The sequence below is a fragment of the Chryseobacterium lathyri genome, from assembly GCF_019970085.1.
GTDB classification, from domain to species: Bacteria; Bacteroidota; Bacteroidia; order Flavobacteriales; family Weeksellaceae; genus Chryseobacterium; species Chryseobacterium lathyri.
Window position 1 is genome coordinate 133,051 of sequence record NZ_JAHXYG010000003.1, and the last position, 21,558, is coordinate 154,608.

The following is a 21,558-nucleotide window of genomic DNA, read 5'->3' on the forward strand; positions in this document are numbered from 1 at the left end:
TTTCTGCCTGATCTGCAAAATCTGCGAGCGCATTTTTTGATTTAAATTTGATCTTTCGTCTTCTGTGACGAAAAAAATACTAACAGATGACAGATGAAATATTAATGGATGATATAATTTTGTCAATCAAATAATAAGGATTTTTTTATAATCTTCTTATTATCATAACGTTGCTTTCCGGTAACGTTATTTTTTTTGCGAAAATCTTATGAAATTTTGTTATTATTTTTTCAAAATTCTGAATTTACCGATTCTTTTTACCGGATCAGCAAACTACAGATTATGTAGATTTCATACGCTTTTATAGGTGTGTTATATTTTTGTAATATAGAAAAATAATTCCCTTATTTTTGATTTATTTTATTTTTTATTTCTATATTTGCTTTAAATTATCAATTATAAACCTTTATAATTGAAGCTTATAGGTTGTGCTGTCTCATTTTTCGATAATAGAAATATAATCTATATTTTTTAATGGTATTTAAATTAATAATAATTAATTATTAATAATTAATTATTAAATTTTATTTATGATTAGAAATGTAATATAAATTTATTATTTTTATTCCTTAATAATTGATAAATGCTCTTTATGCCGAAAGGTTGCGAGTTGTGTTATATAATTTCCCAGTTATTATCTCAATATCATGAATGCAATGAAAAACTTAGCCATTATTGGTGTAACGCCTTTTGAAAAGCCGGATGTTAATCTTATGCTGAAATTACATGAGGCAGGTGCGTTTCCCGTCTTAAGCTTAGGACATGATTCAAAAGCAGCTCAGGAAGCGCTGAATCAAATGAACCAGACAGATATACCTTCTTATGGGATCTATCTGCCGAACGACAAATTTATATCCCTTCAGATTCCCGAAAAAGTTAGGTTGGCCATCCTTCCGTCCGGTATTTTAATGAACCTTATACCGGATCTTCCCGTTATTTATCAGGTGACCAGTTTAGATGAAGCCAGGTTGGCCGAACAGTCCGGTGCAGAAGGGATTATTATCAAAGGCAATGAAGCAGGTGGCCTCGTAGGCTATGAGTCTACATTTGTATTATTTCAGCGTGTCATCAAAGAAATTAATTCTGTTCCCGTTTGGATGCATGGAGGAGTAGGGATTCATACAGCTGCTGCTGCCAAAGCACTGGGTGCAGCAGGTGTTGTACTGGATAGCCAGCTGGCATTATTCCCCGAAAGTTCCGTTCCTCAGGAGATCAAAGACCTTTCCTCAAAACTGAATGGTACCGAAACTAAAATAATAGCGAATCACCGGATATTGGTGAGACCCAACTCACCTGCGCTACCGGAAGATATCACGGCTGATGAGCTGAGACAATATTTTACTGATCTTGACCTAAACAACAGCTATATTCCTATGGGCCAGGATATTTCATTGGCAATAGATCTGTATGAAGATTTCAAAACCCTGAAAAAAATGGTTTTTGGATTCAGAGAAGCCATGTATGGTCATTTGAAGCAGGCTAAAGCACTTAAAGTGATCAGTGAGAATAATATAATGGCTCAAAAGCTGGGATTGCGTTATCCTATCGCACAGGGACCAATGACCCGTGTCAGCGATGTTCCGTTGTTCGCCAACGCAGTAGCAGATGCAGGCGCTTTGCCTTTTGTCGCTTTATCATTGTTGAAAGGTGAGCAGGCGAAAGCTTTAGTGATGGAAACCAAAAAACTGGCTGGTGAAAAAACGTGGGGTGTAGGTATTCTTGGATTTGCCCCTCAGGAATTGAGAGAAGAGCAGACTGCTTATATATTGGAAGCGAAACCTCCCGTAGTCCTTATTGCCGGAGGAAGACCTGCACAGGCTAAAGTATTTGAAAAGGCGGGAATTACCACCTTCCTTCACGTTCCTTCTCCTGCATTACTGGATATTTTCCTGAAAGAAGGCGCTACCAACTTCATCTTTGAAGGCCGTGAATGCGGTGGTCACGTAGGTCCGCTTTCCAGCATGGTGCTTTGGGAAAAACAGATTGAACGTATTTTAAAAGAAGAACATCCTGAAAATATCAGCGTATTTTTTGCGGGCGGAATTCATAATGCATTTTCAACAGCATTCGTTTCTATCATGGCAGCTCCGTTAGCAGCAAGAGGCGTAAAGGTTGGAGTACTGATCGGAACAGCCTATCTCTATACGGAAGAAGCTGTACGTACCGGAGCTATTCAGGAAGAATTCCAGGTGCAGGCTATGCAGGCAAAAGACACAGTTTTACTGGAAACAGCACCGGGACACGAAACACGTTGTTTAAATACAGCTTTTGCTAAACATTTCAGCACCGAGAAAATTAAACTTCTGGCAGCCGGAATGGATAAAAAAGAAATTTGGGAACAGCTTGAAAAACTAAATGTGGGCCGGCTTAGAATTGCTGCAAAAGGAATTGACCGTCAGGGAGACAAGTTGGTTAATGTTCCTAAAAACGAGCAGCTGGATCTTGGAATGTACATGATCGGTCAGGTGGCTACGATGCAAAACCGGGTGATTTCCCTTGCATCCCTTCATCAGAATGTAAGTATTGATAACTATAAATACATTGAAGAGGCGGCTTTACCGGAACAGCCGGTATCCACAGAAAAACCTCTGGATGTAGCGATTGTCGGGATGGAATGTATTTTCCCGGGAGCCAAAAACCTTGAAGAATACTGGCGAAACATCATCTTAGGAAGAGACAGTGTCACAGAAGTTCCTGATGAGCGCTGGAACAAAGAATTGTATTACCATCCGGATTCAGACGGACCGGATGTATCTCATTCCAAATGGGGAGGATTTATTCCGAAAATTGATTTCGATCCTTTGGCCTTCGGAATTCCTCCACAATCCCTTGCTGCCATTGAACCCACACAGCTGCTGACCTTATTGGTTGCCAAGCGTGCGATGGAGGATGCAGGCTATGGAGAAAAACACATCAACAGAGAAAATATTTCTGTTATTATAGGCGCTGAAGGCGGTAATGATCTCGCCAACAGCTATAGTTTCAGAGGATACTATAAACAGGTTTTCGGAGAACTTCATGAAGAAGTGAAGCAGGCATTTCCCCATACGACGGAAGATTCATTTCCTGGTATTTTGGCTAATGTGATCGCAGGGAGAATTACAAACCGTCTGGATCTGGGGGGAAGAAATTTCACGGTAGATGCGGCTTGTGCCTCTTCTCTGGCAGCTATTGATCTGGCCTGTCAGGAACTTGTATTAGGCAAATCCGATATGGTGCTTGCCGGAGGAGCAGATTTACATAACGGGATCAATGATTATCTTATGTTTTCAAGCACTCATGCACTTTCCAGAAAAGGAAGATGCGCGACATTTGACGGAGAAGCCGACGGAATTGCCCTTGGAGAAGGAGTGGCAATACTAGTCTTAAAAAGATACGAAGATGCTGTTAGAGATGGTGACCGTATTTATTCTGTGATCAAAGGAGTAGGAGGATCAAGTGACGGAAAAGCGTTAGGTCTTACAGCCCCGAGAAAAATAGGACAGGTACGGGCGTTGGAACGCGCGTACACCCAGGCAGGAATCAGTCCTGCGTCAGTTGGTTTAGTGGAAGCCCATGGAACTGGAACTGTAGTAGGAGATAAAACTGAACTGAGTGCACTCACGAATTTATTCAGCCGTTCAGGAGCCATACCGGGACAGACTCACTTAGGTTCCGTAAAAACGCAGATCGGGCATACCAAATGTGCGGCAGGATTAGCCGGACTGATCAAAGCTTCACTGGCGGTATACCACGGCGTAAAACCACCAACACTTCATTTACAGCAGCCTAATGCTTATTATAATGCCCAAACCAGCCCTTTTGCTTTTTATGCAGAAAGTGGATTATGGGGTGAGAAAAACCGTTATGCAGGAATCAGTGCTTTTGGATTCGGGGGAACCAATTTCCATACGGTCATTGCCAATCATCCTAAGGAAGACGATTCTGCTGTATTGCAATCGTGGCCGTCAGAATTATTTGTATTCCGTGGGGAGACTTATGAGGATGCGAAAATTCAATTGTCACAGATTAAATCTTTATTAGAGGTTAACGGTGATATTCCATTAAAAGATATGGCTTACAGCTTGGCAGTAGGCTCAGAAAAACCAATTCAGTTAACCATCGTTGCTGATACCGCCGAACATTTGATGATGAACATCGAACTGGCACTATCCGGCATTGAAAGTAAAGACACTTTCACGGTGAATAAACGTGACGGTAAAGTAGCTTTCCTTTTCCCCGGACAGGGCAGTCAGAGAATCAATATGGCCCGCGATCTGTTCGTCGCTTTTCCGGCCATGCGTAACCTGATTGAAGGATATCCTGAATTGGAGAAAGTAGTTTTCCCTTCAGCATTTAATGAAGCTGCTTTAAAACAACAGAAAGAAACCATTAAAGATACCCGTCTGGCACAACCTATCTTAGGAATGGTTGACCTGGCTTTAGCTAACTTCCTGAAATCACTGGACATCGTTCCGGATATGGTGGCAGGTCACAGTTATGGTGAATTACCGGCTTTATGTTTTGCCGGAGTTTTTGAAGAAGAAAAACTGGTTGATCTAAGTATTCAAAGGGCTCATGTCATTCTGGATTCAGTAGAAGGAGGTGATCCGGGAACTATGATTGCGGTAAGCGTAACAAGAGAACAGTTGCAACCGGTATTAGATAAAACAGAAGGTTGTTATCCGGTTAATTATAATGCTCCGACCCAATGTGTGGTGGCGGGAAGTACGCCTGCCATCAATAAATTAATGGAAACCCTAAAACAGGAACGCATCTCTGCAAAGAAATTAGAAGTTGCGTGTGCATTCCACAGTCCGTTATTGGCTAAGTCTAAAGGCTTATATGATGAGGTTTTAAAAGACATTCCTTTCCAGGAAATGCAGATTCCGGTTTGGTCGAATACAACTGCGGAAATCTATCCAACAAGTCCATCGGAAATCAAAGAAAGACTCACGGATCATCTGGTGCAGCCCGTAAGATTTGTAGAAGAACTTCAGGCGATGTATGAAGACGGAGCCAGAATATTCATCGAAGTAGGCCCTGGAAAAGTCCTTTCCGGACTGACTAAATCCTGCTTAGAGAAAGATCAGCTGATTCTGTATGTAGAAGACAGCAACCGAAATAAACTGAGCCATCTTCTTTCCATGCTGGCACAATATCTGGGAACAGGCCGAAGCTTCAGCATTGAAAAACTTTTCGACGGCCGTAATGCTAAACTGATTCAGATAGACCAGCCTGAACTGTATAAGAAAAATCCAGCCATCTGGCGTGTGAACGGACAGACGGCACATCCAACCACAGGTAATCTGCCGACTAACGGTGCATTACCGATATTAAATCCTATTGCCATGAACAATTTTACAAATAACCAACCAGCCCCTGTAGCCGAATCTCAGCCTGCTGCTGAACGTATGCTTCAGGAATACTTAAATACCATGAAACAGCTGATTCAGGCACAGCGTGATGTGATGCTTTCCTTCCTGGGACAGAATCCACAAGTCAGCCCTGCACCTGTTTATGCTGCGCCGGTACAAGCACCAGTGAACGATCGTTTAGTGACGATTCCTGCACAGCCGGTCCATGTAGAAAAGCCAGCTGCTGTTTCGGTAAAACAGGCTCCGGTAAAAGATATTAAAACCCTGTTGCTACAGGTGGTCAGCGATAAAACAGGATATCCACACGAAATGCTCGGTATGGAAATGGACCTGGAAGCTGATTTGAGTATTGACTCTATCAAAAGGGTAGAAATCATTGGAACACTTCGCAGTGAGTTGGGAGCGCTTACATCAGGTAATGCTGATGAAGATACGGTCATGGAAAAATTAGCATCGATCAAAACGTTAAGCGGTCTGGTTTCCTGGTTGACAGAACTGACTGGAACTCCAATAGCTGCTCCTGAAAAAAACGGAACTACGGTAATAACTACTTCAGAAGTAGAAAGTAAATCTGCATTCTCTCTTGAAGAGCTTCAAAATATAATTCTGGATATTGTCAGTGAGAAAACGGGTTATCCAAAGGAAATGCCTGGATTGGATCTTGACCTTGAAGCAGATTTGAGCATTGACTCTATTAAAAGAATGGAAATTATCGGAGACCTTAAAACCAAAATAGGTTTCGGTCAGGATATGGACCAGGCGGATGATCTGATGGAAAAACTGGCAGCCATTAAAACATTAAAAGGACTGGCCTCATGGATCAGCGAAATGAGTGGAAACACCGATGCTGATGCTGAACCGGTACAGAATTTATTGTCACGTCTTCGTTTTGACCTGACTCCAACCGATGTTTCTACAGAGCAGAATACAGAAATTATAAAAGGAAAACGTTTTGCCATTACTCAGGACAACAGTCCGCAGACGATGGCGATCAAAAATACCCTTGAAAAATATGGCGCTATCGCAGAATTGGTGGATACGGAAAAAGATCTTAAAGATTTTGATGGACTCATCATTCTGGATCTGTTCTCCTCAACCGTAAAACACAGCATCATTGATCACGTAGATCAGATCAAGAAACTGGATCTTGATAAAGCCAAATGGGTGTATCTGATTTCAGATATTCCGGCTCATATTCAGGAACTGACTGATACCCGTCTTTTACGTCATTACAAAGGTTATCCGGGACTTTTTAAAAGTTTAGCGAGAGAATTTGAACAAACCTCTTGCAGGCTGATCAGTCTGAGTACACCACAGGAAGTTGATCAGATTACAGAGATCGCTTTAAAAGAAATATTAACCACAGATAAACCTTCCGAAGTCGTTTACAAACACGACCAAAGGCATAAAATAGAGATCATCCCTTCTCCATTGTCAACAAGTCTTGAAGAAGCCCATATCCAACTGGATCAGGAATCTGTAGTTCTGGTACTCGGAGGCGGACAGGGGATCACTTCTGAATTGGTGAAACATATGTCCGGAGCATATCCGTGTACCTATATTCTGGTAGGAAGATCAGCAGATCCCAGAGATGTCATAGCAGACCTTAAAGAAGTGGAAGCCATGAAAACCAAGGAAGAAATAAGAAGCTATCTTATTAAAACCGGAAAATTCACTTCTCCTTCCGAAATAGAAAAAGAGACCGTAAGAATTTTTAAAAACAATCAGATCCTGCGTACCATCCGTGATATGGAGCAGATAGGAAATACCGTATTGTATCAGTCCTTAGATCTTTGTGATGAAGAGGGATTATCAGATCTGATCAAAAATATTTACGAAAAATACAACCGTTTGGACGGCGTTATTCATGGGGCAGGTCTTTTGGAAGACAAACTGTTCAGACAGAAAACCTCCAGCTCATTTGAACGTGTCTTTGATACGAAAGTAAAACCTCTTCGTGTATTGGCAGAACAACTTCGAGCCGATTGTCAGTTTGTAGTGCTCTTCTCAAGCATCGCTTCAGTATACGGGAACAAAGGGCAGACAGATTATGCTGCGGCCAACTCTGTACTGGATGATTATGCGAAAGCTTTAAACAAAAAATTAAAAGGAAAAGTAATCTCCATCAACTGGGGCCCATGGAAAGGAGCCGGGATGGTTTCATCGACTCTGGAAACAGAATATGAACGCCGCGGTATTTCTTTAATTCCATTGGATCAGGGGAAAGAAATTTTCCTTAATGAGATCAAATACGGAACCGAAAGTCAGGTATTGATCATGTCCGGAAACAACTGGTAAACCTCTGTATACGATAACTATGAAAAAAACAGATGTTGCTGTTATTGGCTTATCCTGTGTCTTTCCCGGGGCACAGGATGCCCATACTTTTTGGCAGAATATTATCAATAAAGTAGATTCCACCCAATTGGCTCCTGCTGATCGGATTGATCCTGTACACTTTAGTGATGCTACCAGTCCTGTCGACAGATTTTACTGTCAACGCGGTGGATTTATTTCAGATTATGAATTTGATCCTACGGCTTTTGGGATTCTCCCGTTAGCAGTAGAAGGCACCGAGCCGGATCATTTATTAACCCTTGATCTGGTGCAGAAAGCGTTGGAAGATGCCGGTGTATTTCAAAAGGGAACATCTCTTGAGAAAACCGGAATCATTATCGGTAAAGGAAACTATACCGGTCCCGGCGCAACGCGTGCCATTGAAATCGTGCGCACCGGAGAACAGATTTCTTCGCTGTTGCAGGAATTACTGCCTCAGGTATCTTCAGCAGATATCGAAAAGGTGAAACATGCTTTCCAGGAAAGAAAAGGCCGTTTTGCCGCAGATACAGCCATGGGATTGATTCCCAATCTGGTTGCTTCTTTAGTCGCGAATCGTTTCAATCTGGGAGGCGCTGCTTTTACAGTAGATGCTGCCTGTGCCAGTGCCCTGATCGCCGTAGATCACGCCGTTCAGGAACTCAACCGTGGCCGTTGTGATATGGTCATAGCAGGAGGTGTACATACCGGACAGAACGCTGCTTTCTGGAGTATTTTTGCCCAGTTGGGAGCTTTGTCTCACCAACAGCAGATCAAGCCGTTCAGTATGGATGCAGACGGATTATTAATTGGTGAAGGCTGTGGTTTCGTCGTGTTAAAGCGATTGGAAGATGCAGTCCGCGATCAGGATAAAATCTACGCCGTGATCAAAGGTGTTGGAGTAAGCAGCGATGGGAATGGAACCAGTGTAATGAGCCCGTCCGTTAAAGGTCAGCTTAAAGCTTTACAACAGGCCTGGATCAATGCAGATCTTGATGAAAAGCAGATCGGTTATCTTGAAGCCCACGGCACAGGGACACCGCTTGGAGATAAAACAGAACTTCAGACCCTGGCTCAGTTCTTTACTAAAGAAGAAACAACGCAGGCTGCAGGAATCGGTTCCGTTAAATCCAATATCGGACATGCTATGCCGGCTGCCGGGATCGCAGGTTTAATCAAGACCTGTCTGGCGCTTCATCATGATATGTTACCACCTACATTATATTGTGAAAATCCAATTGCTGATATGGAGCAGACCCGTTTTGCTCCGGTACAGGAACCGAAAAGCTGGTCAAAAACAGGCTTGCCGAAAGTAGCGGCAGTCAATGCCTTCGGATTTGGAGGGATCAATGCACACGTCGTTTTGGAAGGTTATGATATGCCGAAAAAAGACCGCGTTTTAGTATTGGCAAGACCTACACACGAAGAATTGCTTGCTGCTTTAAAGAACAACGATAACAGAGTAGGAGAAGGGGATTACCGGATTGCTTTATTCAACCCGACCCCTGAAAGAATAGAAAAAGCGACTAAAATTGTAGCTAAAAATAATCCATGGCGCAATAAACAGGATATCTGGTACACCAACACCCCTTTACTGAAAGATGGAGGTAAAATCGCCTTCGTATTTCCTGGTCTGGATGGCCTTGCGAAAGGAGAAGTAGATAGTGTGAGCCGTTATTTTGGATTAACCGAGCCTATCGAAACAGAAGGAGAAGGTTTATTAAGCGATGCATTGGGAATTTTCAACAAATGCAGCATTTTGGATAATGCCCTGAAAAAACTGGGAATTGTTCCTGATATGAATGCGGGACACAGCCTGGGAGAATGGCTGGCAGGATACTCCTCAGAACTGGCAGAAGTGAATTCTGTTAAAGCTTTGATTGATGTTCTGAATCCGGAAACCTTTGAATTAAAAGATTCCAGATTCATTGCGATCGGAGCGGGGATTGATGCGGTGAAGCCTTTTATAGATGCTATTCCCAATCTTTATATTTCCAATGATAACTGCCCCAATCAGGTGATTCTTTGTGGTAGTAATGCTGCTCTGGATGAGCTGGTTCCATTGTTAAAATCAAAACAGATCTTTCATCAGATCCTGCCGTTCCAGTCCGGTTTTCACTCACCGTTTATCGCTGATAAACTGGATGTGATCTTAGCAGGAATGGAAAAAGCGCAGTTTCAACAGACGAAAATCCCGTTGTGGTCTGCAACGACTTTAGAACCGTATCCTGCCGATCAGGATGCGATCAGAAAACTAAGCGCAGAGCATTTGGTGCAGCCGGTCCGTTTCCGTGAACTGACGGATAAACTGTATGAAGAAGGCGCAAAATTCTTTATTCAGATTGGTACCGGAGGACTTATTGGATTTATTGATGATACTTTGAAAGGAAAACCATTCAGTACGATTGCTTCCAGCGTGGCTACAAGATCTGCCCTGGCTCAGCTGCAACGTGTGGTAGCCGCATTATTTGTGGAAGGTAAAACCGTAGCATTGGACTTTTTAGAAGTACAGAATCAATCTAAAAAATCATCAGGAAAGGGAATCAAATTACAGTTAGGTTCGCCGATTATTCGTGATTTTAAAGAAATTCAAAATCTGGCGCAGTCTTTTGAAATGCCGAAACAAAATACGGTTTCAGCAGCGGTAGCTAAGACAGGTCACCCTCTGGTTCAGGCTTTCCAGGAAAATATCACCGATATGATCCGGATGCAGGAAGAAGTATTGACACTGTTTCAAAACCGCCCAGAAATTACAATCCCAAGACCTGTGGTTTCTAGAACACCCGTCAGTAAGAATTTCTCGAAGCTTTTGCATGTCACTTTAGATACGCATCCTTACCTCATCGATCACAGTTTATTGAGACAGCCGAAAGGATGGACCAATGTCTCTGATATGGAACCGGTGATCCCGATGACCATGATTTTTGAGCAGTTAGGAGAAATAGCACAGGCTGAAATACCGGGAACCCGCGTTCATAAAATAATGAATGTGAGTGTGTTTCAATGGATGAATGTTGCCAAGCCTTTTGAAAAAACAGTCAAAGGAGAATGGCGCTCCAATAACCATGCTTACCTTGATATTGAAAACTTTGCGAATGCAGAAGTTTTACTGGCTTCATCTGCACCTGCTGTTCCGACCTTTAACCTGGCAATCGGGGACCTTCTACCTATTGAAAGAACGCCAGAAGAGATCTATGACAAACATATGTTCCATGGAGAACTCTACCAGGGAATTACAGAGATTTCAGCAGTAGGAACGAAAGGAATTGTAGGAAAAATCAAAGGAAACGGTGGAAAAGGTTCTTTACTGGATAATGCCGGACAATTATTCGGATTGTGGCTGCAGCTTACCCTGACCAAGGACCGTATTGCTTTCCCTGTGAAAATCAGAGATATTGAATTCTTTGGAGATATGAAAGATCAGGAAGGTATTTTTGAATGTACCTGCATCCTTACTGAGCTCAATGAAGAATTTGCCATTGCCGATATCATCTTGAAAAGAGATGGAAAGGTATGGTGCGCGATTACAGGCTGGCAAAACCGCCGTCTGGAAATCGATGAACCGCTGTGGAATGTCTCCATGTCGCCTTTGCACAACCGTCTTTCGGAGGAAATAGCCCCTGAAGTATTTTTCTTTCATCAGGCGTATACCAGAGTGGCTTCGTGGGATTTTATTCTTAAAAGATATTTCAACCAAACGGAAAAACAATATCATCAGCAATTGTTTCCCAACAAACGAAAAGAATGGATGGTGAGCCGTGTAGCCGTGAAAGATGCGGTACGAAACCTTCTCCGTGAAAAGAAAAACCACCCTTGTTTTCCGATCACTTTTGAAATAGGAAAGGATGAAGTCGGAAAACCTTATCTGATCGGCGATGTTACGGAAGATATCCATATTTCTTTAGCCCATAAAGAAAAGGACGCGGTGGGTATTGCACGTTATGGCGGCCCGGTGGGAATCGACATGGAGATCATGGAAGAACGAAGCTCCGGATTTTATGACCTGGTATTTACCGGTCACGAATTAACCTTATTAAAAGACAGAGATCAGGCGGAATGGACCACCAAATTCTGGGTAGCCAAAGAAGCCTACGGAAAGTTTCTGGGAACCGGACTGAAAGGAAATCCAAAAGCCTTTGAAATCACACATATCGAAGGGGACCATTTATGGATCAGCCAAACTGAAATAAAAACTATTAAACATAAAAAATATATTATCGGATGGACACTATAAACAACACATTAAAATTGAATCACGAAGAATTGTTCACTCTTTTAAAAGGTTTTATTACGGAAGTGATAGGTGCCGAATTTGTAGAGGAAATGGATATCACTCCGGACAGCTCATTCACGAAAGACCTGGAAATGGACAGCATAGAAATCGTTTCTTTTTCCGAGAAGATCAAAGCGCATTTCGGGGATCAGATTGATTTCACTGGATGGCTGTCTTCTATGGATTTAGACGAACTGATCAACCTTGACCTCCGTATGATCATCAATTATATCTACGAATGCCAATAATCAATGTAAACCATAAACAGGTTCATATTCAGGAACTCAACAAAGGGGCTGAACAGACATTGGTGCTTATCCACGGGATGTTCAGCAACCTCTCCATTTATTATTTCAATATTGCCCCGATTCTGGCGAAGCATTTCCATGTGGTGATGTACGATCTGAAAAGCCATGGCATGAGTGAGCGTTTTACAGACGGCTACGATCTGGAAAGTATGTCATCCGATTTGCTGGCTCTGATGGATGTTTTAAACCTTAAAAAAGTACATCTGGCCGGATACAGTTTCGGAGGACTGATCGCTTTGAAAACAGCATTGAAAGCGCCGGAACGTGTCAGTCAGCTGGTCGTTATAGAAGCACCTGATCCTCAAGACGAAAAGGCCCGTAACATCATCGATGAGTATAGTAAAGAATTCCTCGAACATTATGTGGCCAATTTTACGGATACCACCAAAGTTCAGATGGGTAAAAGGCAGATGGAGAAAAACCACCGGATGTATGAATTCCTGTTTGAAAAGACCAGCATCAAAGCAGATATGATCAGGGAAAAACATTTTCTGGGGGAAGCTGATTTCTCAGAGCTGCATACTCCCACACTTCTGCTTTACGGATCTGAATCGAACTGTAAACCTACAGGAGAATGGCTGAAAACGCAGATCATTTCATCTGAACTGGAACTGATTCAGGGAGATCACAATGTCCCGATACAGGAACCCGTTCGGATCGCAGAATCGATGGTTCATTTTTTATCTCAATCACTATCTAACGCATTAACACAAAATCATGGCTAAATTTGTATTTGTTGTTCCACCATTGACAGGCCATGTCAATCCAACCTTAAGCATCGGCGCAGAATTACTGCAAAGAGGACATGAAGTGGCCTGGATCAGTCTTGATAAAAATTTAAGTACAAAGCTTCCTGCCGGGGGAGAACTTTTACTCATTCAATATGACCAGACCGACGAAGAAAAAAGAGAAAGTGAGAGCTATCTCGATATTATTTCTAAAAAAGTAGTCTACGGTATCGACAGTATTAAGTTTCTTTACGATGACGTATTGATTCCTTTAAACAGACATTGCTACAATGGGATCGTTACCTTACTAAAACAATATCAGCCCGATATGGTGATTGGCGATCATCAGTTATTTGCCGCCGCTATTGCTGCTAAAAAACTGAATCTTCCCTACAGTACGTCCGTTACCGCTCCGGCGGCCATTAAAATGATGGACGAGCTGCCTAAAGTGCATGAATGGGAAGTCAACAAAATTATTGAGTTGCAGAAAGAACTGGGTGTAACGGAAAACCGTTCATTAGCCTCTTCTGATCTGTTGACTCTTGTTTTAACTTCAAAATATTTCTTTGGGGAAATGGATCTGCCGGAAAACTATCAGTTCACAGGACCTGTTCTTACGGAACGCCGCATCTCCTGTGAATTTGACTGGGACAGATTGAAAAGCAGTACGAATAAAAAGATCCTGGTAAGCATCGGAACGACTTTCGATCATGATCATAAAAAAGCGTTCTTCCAAAAAGTGGTAGATGCCTTTAAAGATGAAGATCTGACCGTTGTACTGGTCTCTGACCCGCAGCTTTTTGACAGCTGGCCGGAGAACTTTATGGTCTATCATCAGGTTCCTCAACTGGATCTGCTGCCTTACCTGGACGGAGTCGTTTGTCACGGAGGTCACAATACCGTTTCAGAAGCCCTTTCCAATGGTCTTCCGTTGGTTGTGATCCCGATTGCGTATGATCAGTCTCATGTAGCAGGACGCGTCGTGCGTACCGGAGCAGGAGAGCGTCTTAATTTTAACAGATTTAAATCCCATCACTTAAACGAAGCCGTGAAAAATATCTTGCATCATTCAGAATATAAAGAAGCTGCTGAAACGGTTCGTGAATCTTTCACCGAAGCCGGAGGTACAGCCACTGCAGCCAATTTGCTTGAAAAAGCATTAATCCCTGTTGAGGAAACCATAAAGCCGGGGTCTAAATTTTTATTTGTGATCCCACCGTTTTTTGGACATATCAGCCCGACCTTAAGTGTGGGAGCCAGCCTGATCGCCCGTGGACACGAGGTGAAATGGTTTGGAATTACCCCTTTAGATAACAAACACATTCCTGAAGGAGGAAGTTATTTTTATCCTGAAGAAGATTTGAGTCCGTTTCAGGAGGATATTCAGCGTATTTTAAAGAGACAGGATGACGGTCCGGCCTGTTCAGGACCTGAAGTGATGAAGCTCGCACTGGAAGAAACCTATGTTCCGTTTGCCAAGATGATGATGCCCGGATTGGAGCGTCTGATGGAAAGCTGGAAACCGGATGTTCTGGTGAATGACTGCATCACTTTCGGAGGAGCTCTTTTTGCCCACAAACATCATATTCCGTGTGTAACGACTACGCCTGTTCCCCCTGATGTAATGGGCGATACCGCGAATAATGCCCCAAAAATATTCGAATGGCAGCAAAACCTGATCAAGGATCTTCAAAAAGAAGTGGGAATCAATGATGAAGGGATTTTTATCCATTCCAATAAGTTAAATCTGGTATTCACCTCACAGACGTTTGCGGATTTTGAAACCGTTCCGTCCCATATGAGATTTGTAGGTCCCGTAAAAGGACGTCCGAATCCGGCTCCTTTTGACTGGGAAAAACTGGAAGCATCTACGACACCGAAAATATTTGTATCACTCGGGACTTTGTTGGTAGACATACGGAAAGCCTTTTTTGAAAAGGTGATTGCTGCTTTTGCAGATCAGCCTGTAACGGTTATTGCAGCCACTCCGCCGGACATATTTGATGAATGGCCTTCTAATTTCATCGTGAATGGTTTTGTGCCACAATCTGCATTGATGCCTCATATGGATGTGGTGATCTGTCACGGAGGTTTTAATACCGTTAATGATACTTTCACCAACGGATTACCGATGTTGATTACGCCTATTGCTTACGACCATTTTCATATTGCAAAATTAATCGAAAAGGCGGGCTGTGGAATCAGCATCCGATACAAGCGATTGCGTGTTGAAGCTCTTCGTGAAACCGTTTTTGAACTGCTGGAAAATCCTGCCTACAGAAACGCAGCGAAGGAGGTTCAGACGAACTTACTGAATGCCGGCGGCAATGACCGTGCGGTAGAGCTTCTGGAAGATTTTGTACAGCAACATCGTTCAACATTAGTTACAGTATAGTTTATGAAAAGAAAATTGTTATTTGGTGAGCGCATGCTGCTGGGTGACGGAACAGAACCTTTCAATGCGGTGATTCCGTTCCGGTTGCGCGGAACCTTTAAAGAGGAAAATATTCAACATGCGCTGAACCAGATTCAGCGCAAGCATCCGTGGTTGAGAGCACTCATCAGCCATGATGAAAACAATATCCCATGGTTTGAAGTTCCGGAAAGACTTCTGCCCATCCCGATACGGATGGTGGTCCGAAAAGGAGAGAATGACTGGAAAGAAGAATCCGCAAGAGAGTGGAAAACCTTATTTAACTATGGAGAATTACCGCTGATCCGATTTGTATGGATGAAGGGGGAAGAGGTTTCAGATATGCTTTTTTCTTTTCATCACTGTTTATGCGATGGCGGTTCTGCGATGGCTTTTCTGTATGAATTTTTGCAGCTTCTGGATCGTCCTTCTGCAGAAATTGGGGTGGAAAATCCCATACTCGGAATTCATGATGTGGTTCCTGCTGAGGTTTTAACGAATCGCAAACAAAAACTGAAAGCGAAAGTGATCGGAAGACTGGCGGCGACAGCCATCAAATGTATTCCTGTCAACAAAAAAGCCGTTGACCGGCAAAATGACTATCTTATTCACTGGAAATTCGACAAAGAGATGAGTCAGGAACTGATTGCCTACTGTAAATCGCAGGAAGTTACAGTGAACACTTTTTTATGTGCAGTTCTACTCCAGGCATTCAGTAAAGTAAGGGGTACTGCGGCTTTCAATAAGGTTTCGTGTCCGGTGGATATCAGGCGTTTTGCCAGCCAGATCAAAGAAGACCATATTTTTGCTTTCGGACTGATGATTGTGGTTTCAGCGAATCAAAAAATAAGTTTCTCGGAAAACTTAAGACTGATGCAGGAATCTGTAGAACGGAAAACCTCCAAGCTTAATCCTTACATTACGATGATGGTGATGGAGTCTGCCCATGATGCTTTGAAAAATTTCACGAAGCTGTTGAAGCATGGCAAGTCTTCCAACGACTGCATGTTTTCCAATCTGGGACGCATTCAGATTCCCCATCAATACAAAGAATTTACACTGGATACTATTTTCAGTCCTTCTGTGATTGGGCCTTTGGGTAATACGACGACGATGGTGACATCAACATTCAACGGGGAAATGGATTTTTCTTTTGTAGGAAGCGAAGGATATTTACCGTATGCTGAAGCCTTAGCCATTCGTGATGAGGTGATTCAGACGGTGAAATTACAATTAGACCATATAGCAGTATTATGATCAGGCGAAATTTAATGATGGTGGAACGGATCATGTACGTTGATCCGGAAACCCCTGTCAATTGTGTATTTACGGCAAAAATCAAAGGGAGTATCCCTGAGGAAAACCTTAAGGCTGCTTTAGAAAAAATCCAGCAGAAACATCCTTTGCTGAGAACCAGAATTGATAATAGCAGTGAAAAGTATCCGTTTTTTATAGAAGTAAAAGGAATTGAGTCTATTCCGCTTCGTATTGTTGAACGGAAAACTGATGAAGACTGGCTACAGGAATCCGAAACTGAGTGGTTCCGGTTGTTTAAAGATGAAAAAAAGCCACTGGCCCAATTGGTTTGGATTAAAGGAAATGATGTGTCCGAAATTCTTTGGGTACTGCCTCACTGTATCTGCGACGGAACTTCCCTTGTCACCATGATGACGGAACTTCTTGCTTTACTGGATGATCCTGCTGTGGAGCTGCAGCCTTATGAGGTATTCAGTTCTGTAGATGATTTTCTGCCTTTGGATTTCAATATGAAAAAAAAGAAGCGCAAAGCCCGTTTTTACCTGGTGATGGCCCGACTCTTTTTTCTTATGCAGCGAAAAAGTAAGATAAGAAACCTCGGAAAAAATTACGTGGTCCATTGGAAGTTGAGTTCAGATACAACTGCGCAAATCACTGAAAAGTCCAAAGCTCATGGTGTTTCTGTACATGCTTTGTTCTGTTCCTCATTTATGCAGGCTTTTCAGGAGATTCAGGGAAAGCAGGCAAAAGGTAAGGTGATCAGTCCTGTAGATGTCCGTCATTTTATTCCGGAGATCAGGCAGGATCATGTATTTGCTTTTGCGCCGACCGTTGAATTGTCATTAAAAAAAGGAAGTACAGATCTACTGGATAATGCCAGACAGATCAAAAAAGATCTTGTCGGAAAAATAGAAAAAATGGAGGCGAGAGAGCTTCTGTGGATGGGTGAGCAGATGCATCCCGTTGCTGAACGTATGATTTCCATGATGAAATCCAGTAAAGGTGGGCATGATGTAACGCTTTCCAATATGGGAAGGATCAATATCCCAAGCGATTATAAAAATTTTAAAGTAGAAACCGTCATCAGTCCGACTGTTGCTTTTCCATGGCTGAATTCGAATACTTTGGTCGCCACAACGTATAATCAGCAAATGGATTTTACGTTTATGTCCAATGAGCATTTTCTGCCGAAAGAAGAAGCTGTTACCATTAAAAATAAAGCCATTGAACTCCTGACCTCGTCGCTATGAAATTTAAACTGAAGCCGCCACCCCCTAAAAAACTCAAGAAAACCACGCTGAAACGCTTTCTCATCAGGCGGACGATTTATTATGTCCTTCCAAATGTGTTCTTCAATTTCATTATCGCTTACGCCAGCTTTCAGGAATTGGGATACACACACTTCTTTTCCGGAACCCAAAATCTGGCCCGGCTGACCCTGCCCATGGCCATATTCTTACCGGTGGTGCTTACCATCGATGTCATCAACCGGGTCATTATTGCTGCCGAGCAGGGTGCCATTGAGTTTACCGTAGATGAGCAACTCAATAAAAAGAAACTGATGACCAAACTGAGCATTCTGCACGGACTCACCACGGGATTATTGGTATTGTCTGTCCTGCTTTTTGCACAGTACGGTTTTTCAAAATATTATAAACTGGATGCTACGGCTATGGCAGTGCTTGTAGGCGTGCTGGCAGGAATTCTTTCTGTTATTTTTGTGTATCTGCCGGTGAGAAGGTTGAGGAGATGGATGTATAAGCCTGAGATGGCTAACTACTGACTTTAATTCTAACATCAAAAAACTATAACCATGGAAATTAACAAGATTAAAGATCACATTGCAGAAAAATTTAGCAATGATTACAGAATCTGGAGTGATGTATTAAGCAATACACAGCCGGAAAATTATGTCTGCAAAAATTGGCAGGTAGAAATCAGTCAAGAGGATATTTTTGTTGACACTCCTTCAAAAACATTTTCAGTTAATGAAGGCTTTTTTGCGTGTAACCTAACATTGCAATCAGATAATGAGGGTGATGATATAACTTACAGTAAATCTTTTTCAGCAAAAGGAACATTTCAGCTGGACAGCATCAACCATATAGAAATAGAAGATATAGATATTGCTATTGAAATAGATATTTTTTAGAAGCTTCTCTCATGCGGATTCAGTTGAAAATTACTTTGCCTGCCGGGTTTATTTTCTAATTGTAAGGGTGATGATTTGTAATGTTTTAATTGGGTATTTCGTTGCAGGATATTGTCTGCATGATAGCAGATAGAAACCGATTATCACAATATTTTTTATCAGATTACATTATTCTTATGGTCCTGTGTTCATAAACGGGAGAAAAAAAGACCCCAAAAAACAATAATATTGGTATTCCGTGCTGCATTTAAATGTTTTTGTTGTTCACAAAGGCCCTTAAATATTGCTTATCAGGATTATATGGTTATTAATGTCAAACTTATGTGAAATAAAATTGAATTGTGTTGTATTTTTTTTTATTTTCATTGCTATAAACTAATGCCGTAAAAATATTAATCATCAAATTAAAATTTATGAAAATTTTTCTTTCAATAAAGTTAGGGAGCTGATCTCTTCCTGCTTCTAATACTTACACGAACCCATACAGAAATATAACAGGTAAGCTCAATATAAATTAGTTTATTTGGTATCAGCCTCTTAATTTGTCTTAAGTACAACTATTTATGGATAGGTTGGGATTTATGTTTACACTAATTTATTTGCCCCGCTATCAGTGATCAATTTTAAACTACTTATACCTATAAATAGTATCCTTATGTGAAAAAACAGTAAAATAATAAAACCATGAACACACTTGAACTCTTAAACAAACAATTTAATTATCCCTTCCCGACATTAAAGAACCCTCATGCAGACCAGCTGCAGGAAATTACCGAAAACCAATGGATAGATGGCGAATATCTGTGGCTTTATGAACAGAACCCTGACCTCCGCAAAAAATACAAAAAAACTAAAACTGCACATATTGCTGCCCAATGGTTTCCCACAGCATCGCTTGAACGTTTCAAACCTATCTGCAGACTGATGTTGTGGACACTTTATAATGACGATCTGTACGAGGAAAGCACATCTGGAGATATTAAAAAAATCCATATCCAGTCCGTTGCAGTTCTCAATGGTGAGTTAAGCGCTGAAGAAGCAACAATACCATTAGGATCTATGCTGGCTTCATTAAGGCAGGAACTGTTGCAGTTTATCCCTCAGGAATCAATCGTGCGGTTTACAAAGATGATCAGCAGATACTTTACCGGACTGGAAACTGAACTTCAATACAAGGAGAAAAAAATGTTTCCGACCATAGAAGAATGCATTGCGCTAAGGGAAGATTCTATCTGCCTGTATCCTTTTTTACAGCTCACAGAGGTAGAAACAGGAATCATTCTTCCACCGGAGATCCATGAGCATCCGGTTATCCGCCGCCTGCAGACTCTGGCCTGTCATCTGGTGACTTATTTCAACGAAGTACAGTCTGTAGTGAAAGATGAAGCAACCGACAGTGTTTATTACAATATTGTTAAAGTGATCCAGCACGAACGCCAGATCTCACTGGAAGATGCCTGCCTTGAAGATCTGCGCCTGCACAATGAAGACCTGAAAGAATTTGTAACCCTTCAGTCTTCTTTGCCTGACTTCGGTATCTGGCAGGATGCAGTTGTCAATTGGGTACATTATATGAGCATGGTCCTAAGCGGTTGGAAAAATATTTCTACAAAACTTGGCCGTTACAATGCACTGGAATTTCCGGATGTAAAGGAACTGAAAGAAAGGCTAAATCAAATATAATATTAATAAGCATCTTAAATAATCCAATATGAACAGTTACCAAAACCCATTGTCGCTGGGGTATTACCCATTCCCTGAGACTTCTATTCCTGCTCATGTCGAACGGCTGAAAGAAGATGCAGAGGGTTGGCTCGACAATGATTACACATTTTTAACAGCGTCCGAACGAAGATTATACAAAATTGCCAATTTAGCCTATACAACAATAAGGATGCTGCCCAATGAAAATACAAGCTATGAACGTATGAAACCTGCCGTTAGGTGGATGGTAGCAGTCACTGTGAGTGACGATTATTATGAGCTAAGTACAAGGGAAGAGATAAAGCATGCAGCAGAACGGGTAAGATCAATATTATTGGGAGCGGATCCACTTCCTGATGAAATGGCTTTCTTTCACCAATACGCTATTATGCGTGATGAATACCGAGCTTTTATGCCCAATGAATGGATGGAGCGCATGGCCAAGGACATGTATGAATATCTTCTTTTTGGAATAAGAGAAATGACAGCATATACGGCAACTGGCACACGTCCCAATTTGGCTGTTTATTCTATTATTCGGGAATTTGATGTAGCAGTGATCCCTTTTATGAATTTTGTGGAATGTGAAATAGGATTTACACTTCCGAAGCATGTTGTCGATCATCCTGTAATACAGAGGATACGGTCACTTATGGGGAAAATTATAGGTTTTCAGAATGACTTTTATTCTTTAGAAAAAGAATCAGTAAGGGGTACAAGCAAAGTTCCCTGTGATTTAATAAGGGTAATGGAAGATGAATACGGACTAACTTTTGGCGAAGCCTGTAAAGAAGCCCTACGTTTTCATGATGCGTGTGTGACAGAGTTTGTTGCCTTGCAATCAGCTCTTCCAGATTTTGGGAGTATAAATAAAGATATTGAAAACTATGCCCTACACATGGGAATTGGAATACAAGGCTTAAATACCTGGTATCATTTGGACACATTACGTTATAAACCGGATGGCTACAGGGATATTGAAAAAAGAGACAGTATTCTCCCTGAAAATAAAATTTTTCTATAATGACAAACAACAATAAACAATATGAA

General features: G+C 41.8%; 11 protein-coding genes. All 11 read left to right on the forward strand.

Features of this window, described 5'->3' with window-relative positions; translation table 11 throughout:
* The first annotated feature begins 656 nt into the window (after positions 1-656).
* The 11 genes from LC418_RS10030 to LC418_RS10080 all read left to right on the forward strand — a co-directional run bounded on the left by LC418_RS10030 (position 657) and on the right by LC418_RS10080 (position 21,532).
* Positions 657-7,655, forward strand: a complete 6,999-nt coding sequence (locus LC418_RS10030) for a type I polyketide synthase (RefSeq protein ID WP_223558980.1) — start codon at positions 657-659, stop codon at positions 7,653-7,655.
* A 19-nt stretch (positions 7,656-7,674) separates the two neighbouring features.
* Complete coding sequence (locus LC418_RS10035) at positions 7,675-11,907, forward strand: type I polyketide synthase (protein WP_223558981.1); 4,233 nt, start codon at positions 7,675-7,677, stop codon at positions 11,905-11,907.
* Positions 11,895-12,194, forward strand: coding sequence for an acyl carrier protein (locus LC418_RS10040; protein WP_034728171.1), 300 nt, complete (start codon positions 11,895-11,897; stop codon positions 12,192-12,194). Before LC418_RS10035 ends, LC418_RS10040 begins: the two co-directional genes overlap by 13 nt.
* Positions 12,185-12,979 carry an alpha/beta fold hydrolase gene (locus LC418_RS10045; protein ID WP_223558982.1) on the forward strand — a complete coding sequence of 265 codons (795 nt, stop codon included), beginning with the start codon at positions 12,185-12,187 and terminating at the stop codon, positions 12,977-12,979. The genes LC418_RS10040 and LC418_RS10045 overlap by 10 nt, the downstream gene beginning before the upstream one ends.
* Positions 12,972-15,377 (forward strand): glycosyltransferase, encoded by a 2,406-nt coding sequence (locus tag LC418_RS10050; protein ID WP_223558983.1) that lies wholly within the window; start codon positions 12,972-12,974, stop codon positions 15,375-15,377. Before LC418_RS10045 ends, LC418_RS10050 begins: the two co-directional genes overlap by 8 nt.
* Positions 15,378-15,380: 3 nt before the next feature.
* Positions 15,381-16,652 (forward strand): condensation domain-containing protein, encoded by a 1,272-nt coding sequence (locus LC418_RS10055; RefSeq protein WP_223558984.1) that lies wholly within the window; start codon positions 15,381-15,383, stop codon positions 16,650-16,652.
* The gene (locus LC418_RS10060) at positions 16,649-17,902 is read left to right on the forward strand and encodes a condensation domain-containing protein (RefSeq protein ID WP_223558985.1); all 1,254 of its coding nucleotides are present in this window, start codon (positions 16,649-16,651) and stop codon (positions 17,900-17,902) included. Before LC418_RS10055 ends, LC418_RS10060 begins: the two co-directional genes overlap by 4 nt.
* Before the next feature lie 95 nt (positions 17,903-17,997).
* Entirely contained in the window at positions 17,998-18,435 is a 438-nt protein-coding gene (locus LC418_RS10065; protein ID WP_223558986.1) for a hypothetical protein, read from the forward strand.
* 30 nt (positions 18,436-18,465) lie between these two features.
* Positions 18,466-18,804, forward strand: coding sequence for a hypothetical protein (locus tag LC418_RS10070; RefSeq protein ID WP_223558987.1), 339 nt, complete (start codon positions 18,466-18,468; stop codon positions 18,802-18,804).
* A 684-nt stretch (positions 18,805-19,488) separates the two neighbouring features.
* On the forward strand, positions 19,489-20,487 hold the full coding sequence (locus tag LC418_RS10075; protein ID WP_111954435.1) for a terpene synthase family protein: 999 nt from the start codon (positions 19,489-19,491) through the stop codon (positions 20,485-20,487).
* A gap of 28 nt (positions 20,488-20,515) precedes the next feature.
* Positions 20,516-21,532 (forward strand): terpene synthase family protein, encoded by a 1,017-nt coding sequence (locus tag LC418_RS10080; RefSeq protein ID WP_223558988.1) that lies wholly within the window; start codon positions 20,516-20,518, stop codon positions 21,530-21,532.
* The last annotated feature ends 26 nt before the right edge of the window (positions 21,533-21,558 follow it).

Bases quoted from the DNA above. Each gene is read 5' to 3' on its own strand.
- LC418_RS10050 (WP_223558983.1), top strand. From the start codon at position 12,972: ATGGCTAAATTTGTATTTGTTGTTCCACCATTGACAGGCCATGTCAAT.
- LC418_RS10035 (WP_223558981.1), top strand. From the start codon at position 7,675: ATGAAAAAAACAGATGTTGCTGTTATTGGCTTATCCTGTGTCTTTCCC.
- LC418_RS10075 (WP_111954435.1), top strand. From the start codon at position 19,489: ATGAACACACTTGAACTCTTAAACAAACAATTTAATTATCCCTTCCCG.
- LC418_RS10055 (WP_223558984.1), top strand. From the start codon at position 15,381: ATGAAAAGAAAATTGTTATTTGGTGAGCGCATGCTGCTGGGTGACGGA.
- LC418_RS10070 (WP_223558987.1), top strand. From the start codon at position 18,466: ATGGAAATTAACAAGATTAAAGATCACATTGCAGAAAAATTTAGCAAT.
- LC418_RS10045 (WP_223558982.1), top strand. From the start codon at position 12,185: ATGCCAATAATCAATGTAAACCATAAACAGGTTCATATTCAGGAACTC.
- LC418_RS10080 (WP_223558988.1), top strand. From the start codon at position 20,516: ATGAACAGTTACCAAAACCCATTGTCGCTGGGGTATTACCCATTCCCT.
- LC418_RS10030 (WP_223558980.1), top strand. From the start codon at position 657: ATGAAAAACTTAGCCATTATTGGTGTAACGCCTTTTGAAAAGCCGGAT.
- LC418_RS10060 (WP_223558985.1), top strand. From the start codon at position 16,649: ATGATCAGGCGAAATTTAATGATGGTGGAACGGATCATGTACGTTGAT.
- LC418_RS10040 (WP_034728171.1), top strand. From the start codon at position 11,895: ATGGACACTATAAACAACACATTAAAATTGAATCACGAAGAATTGTTC.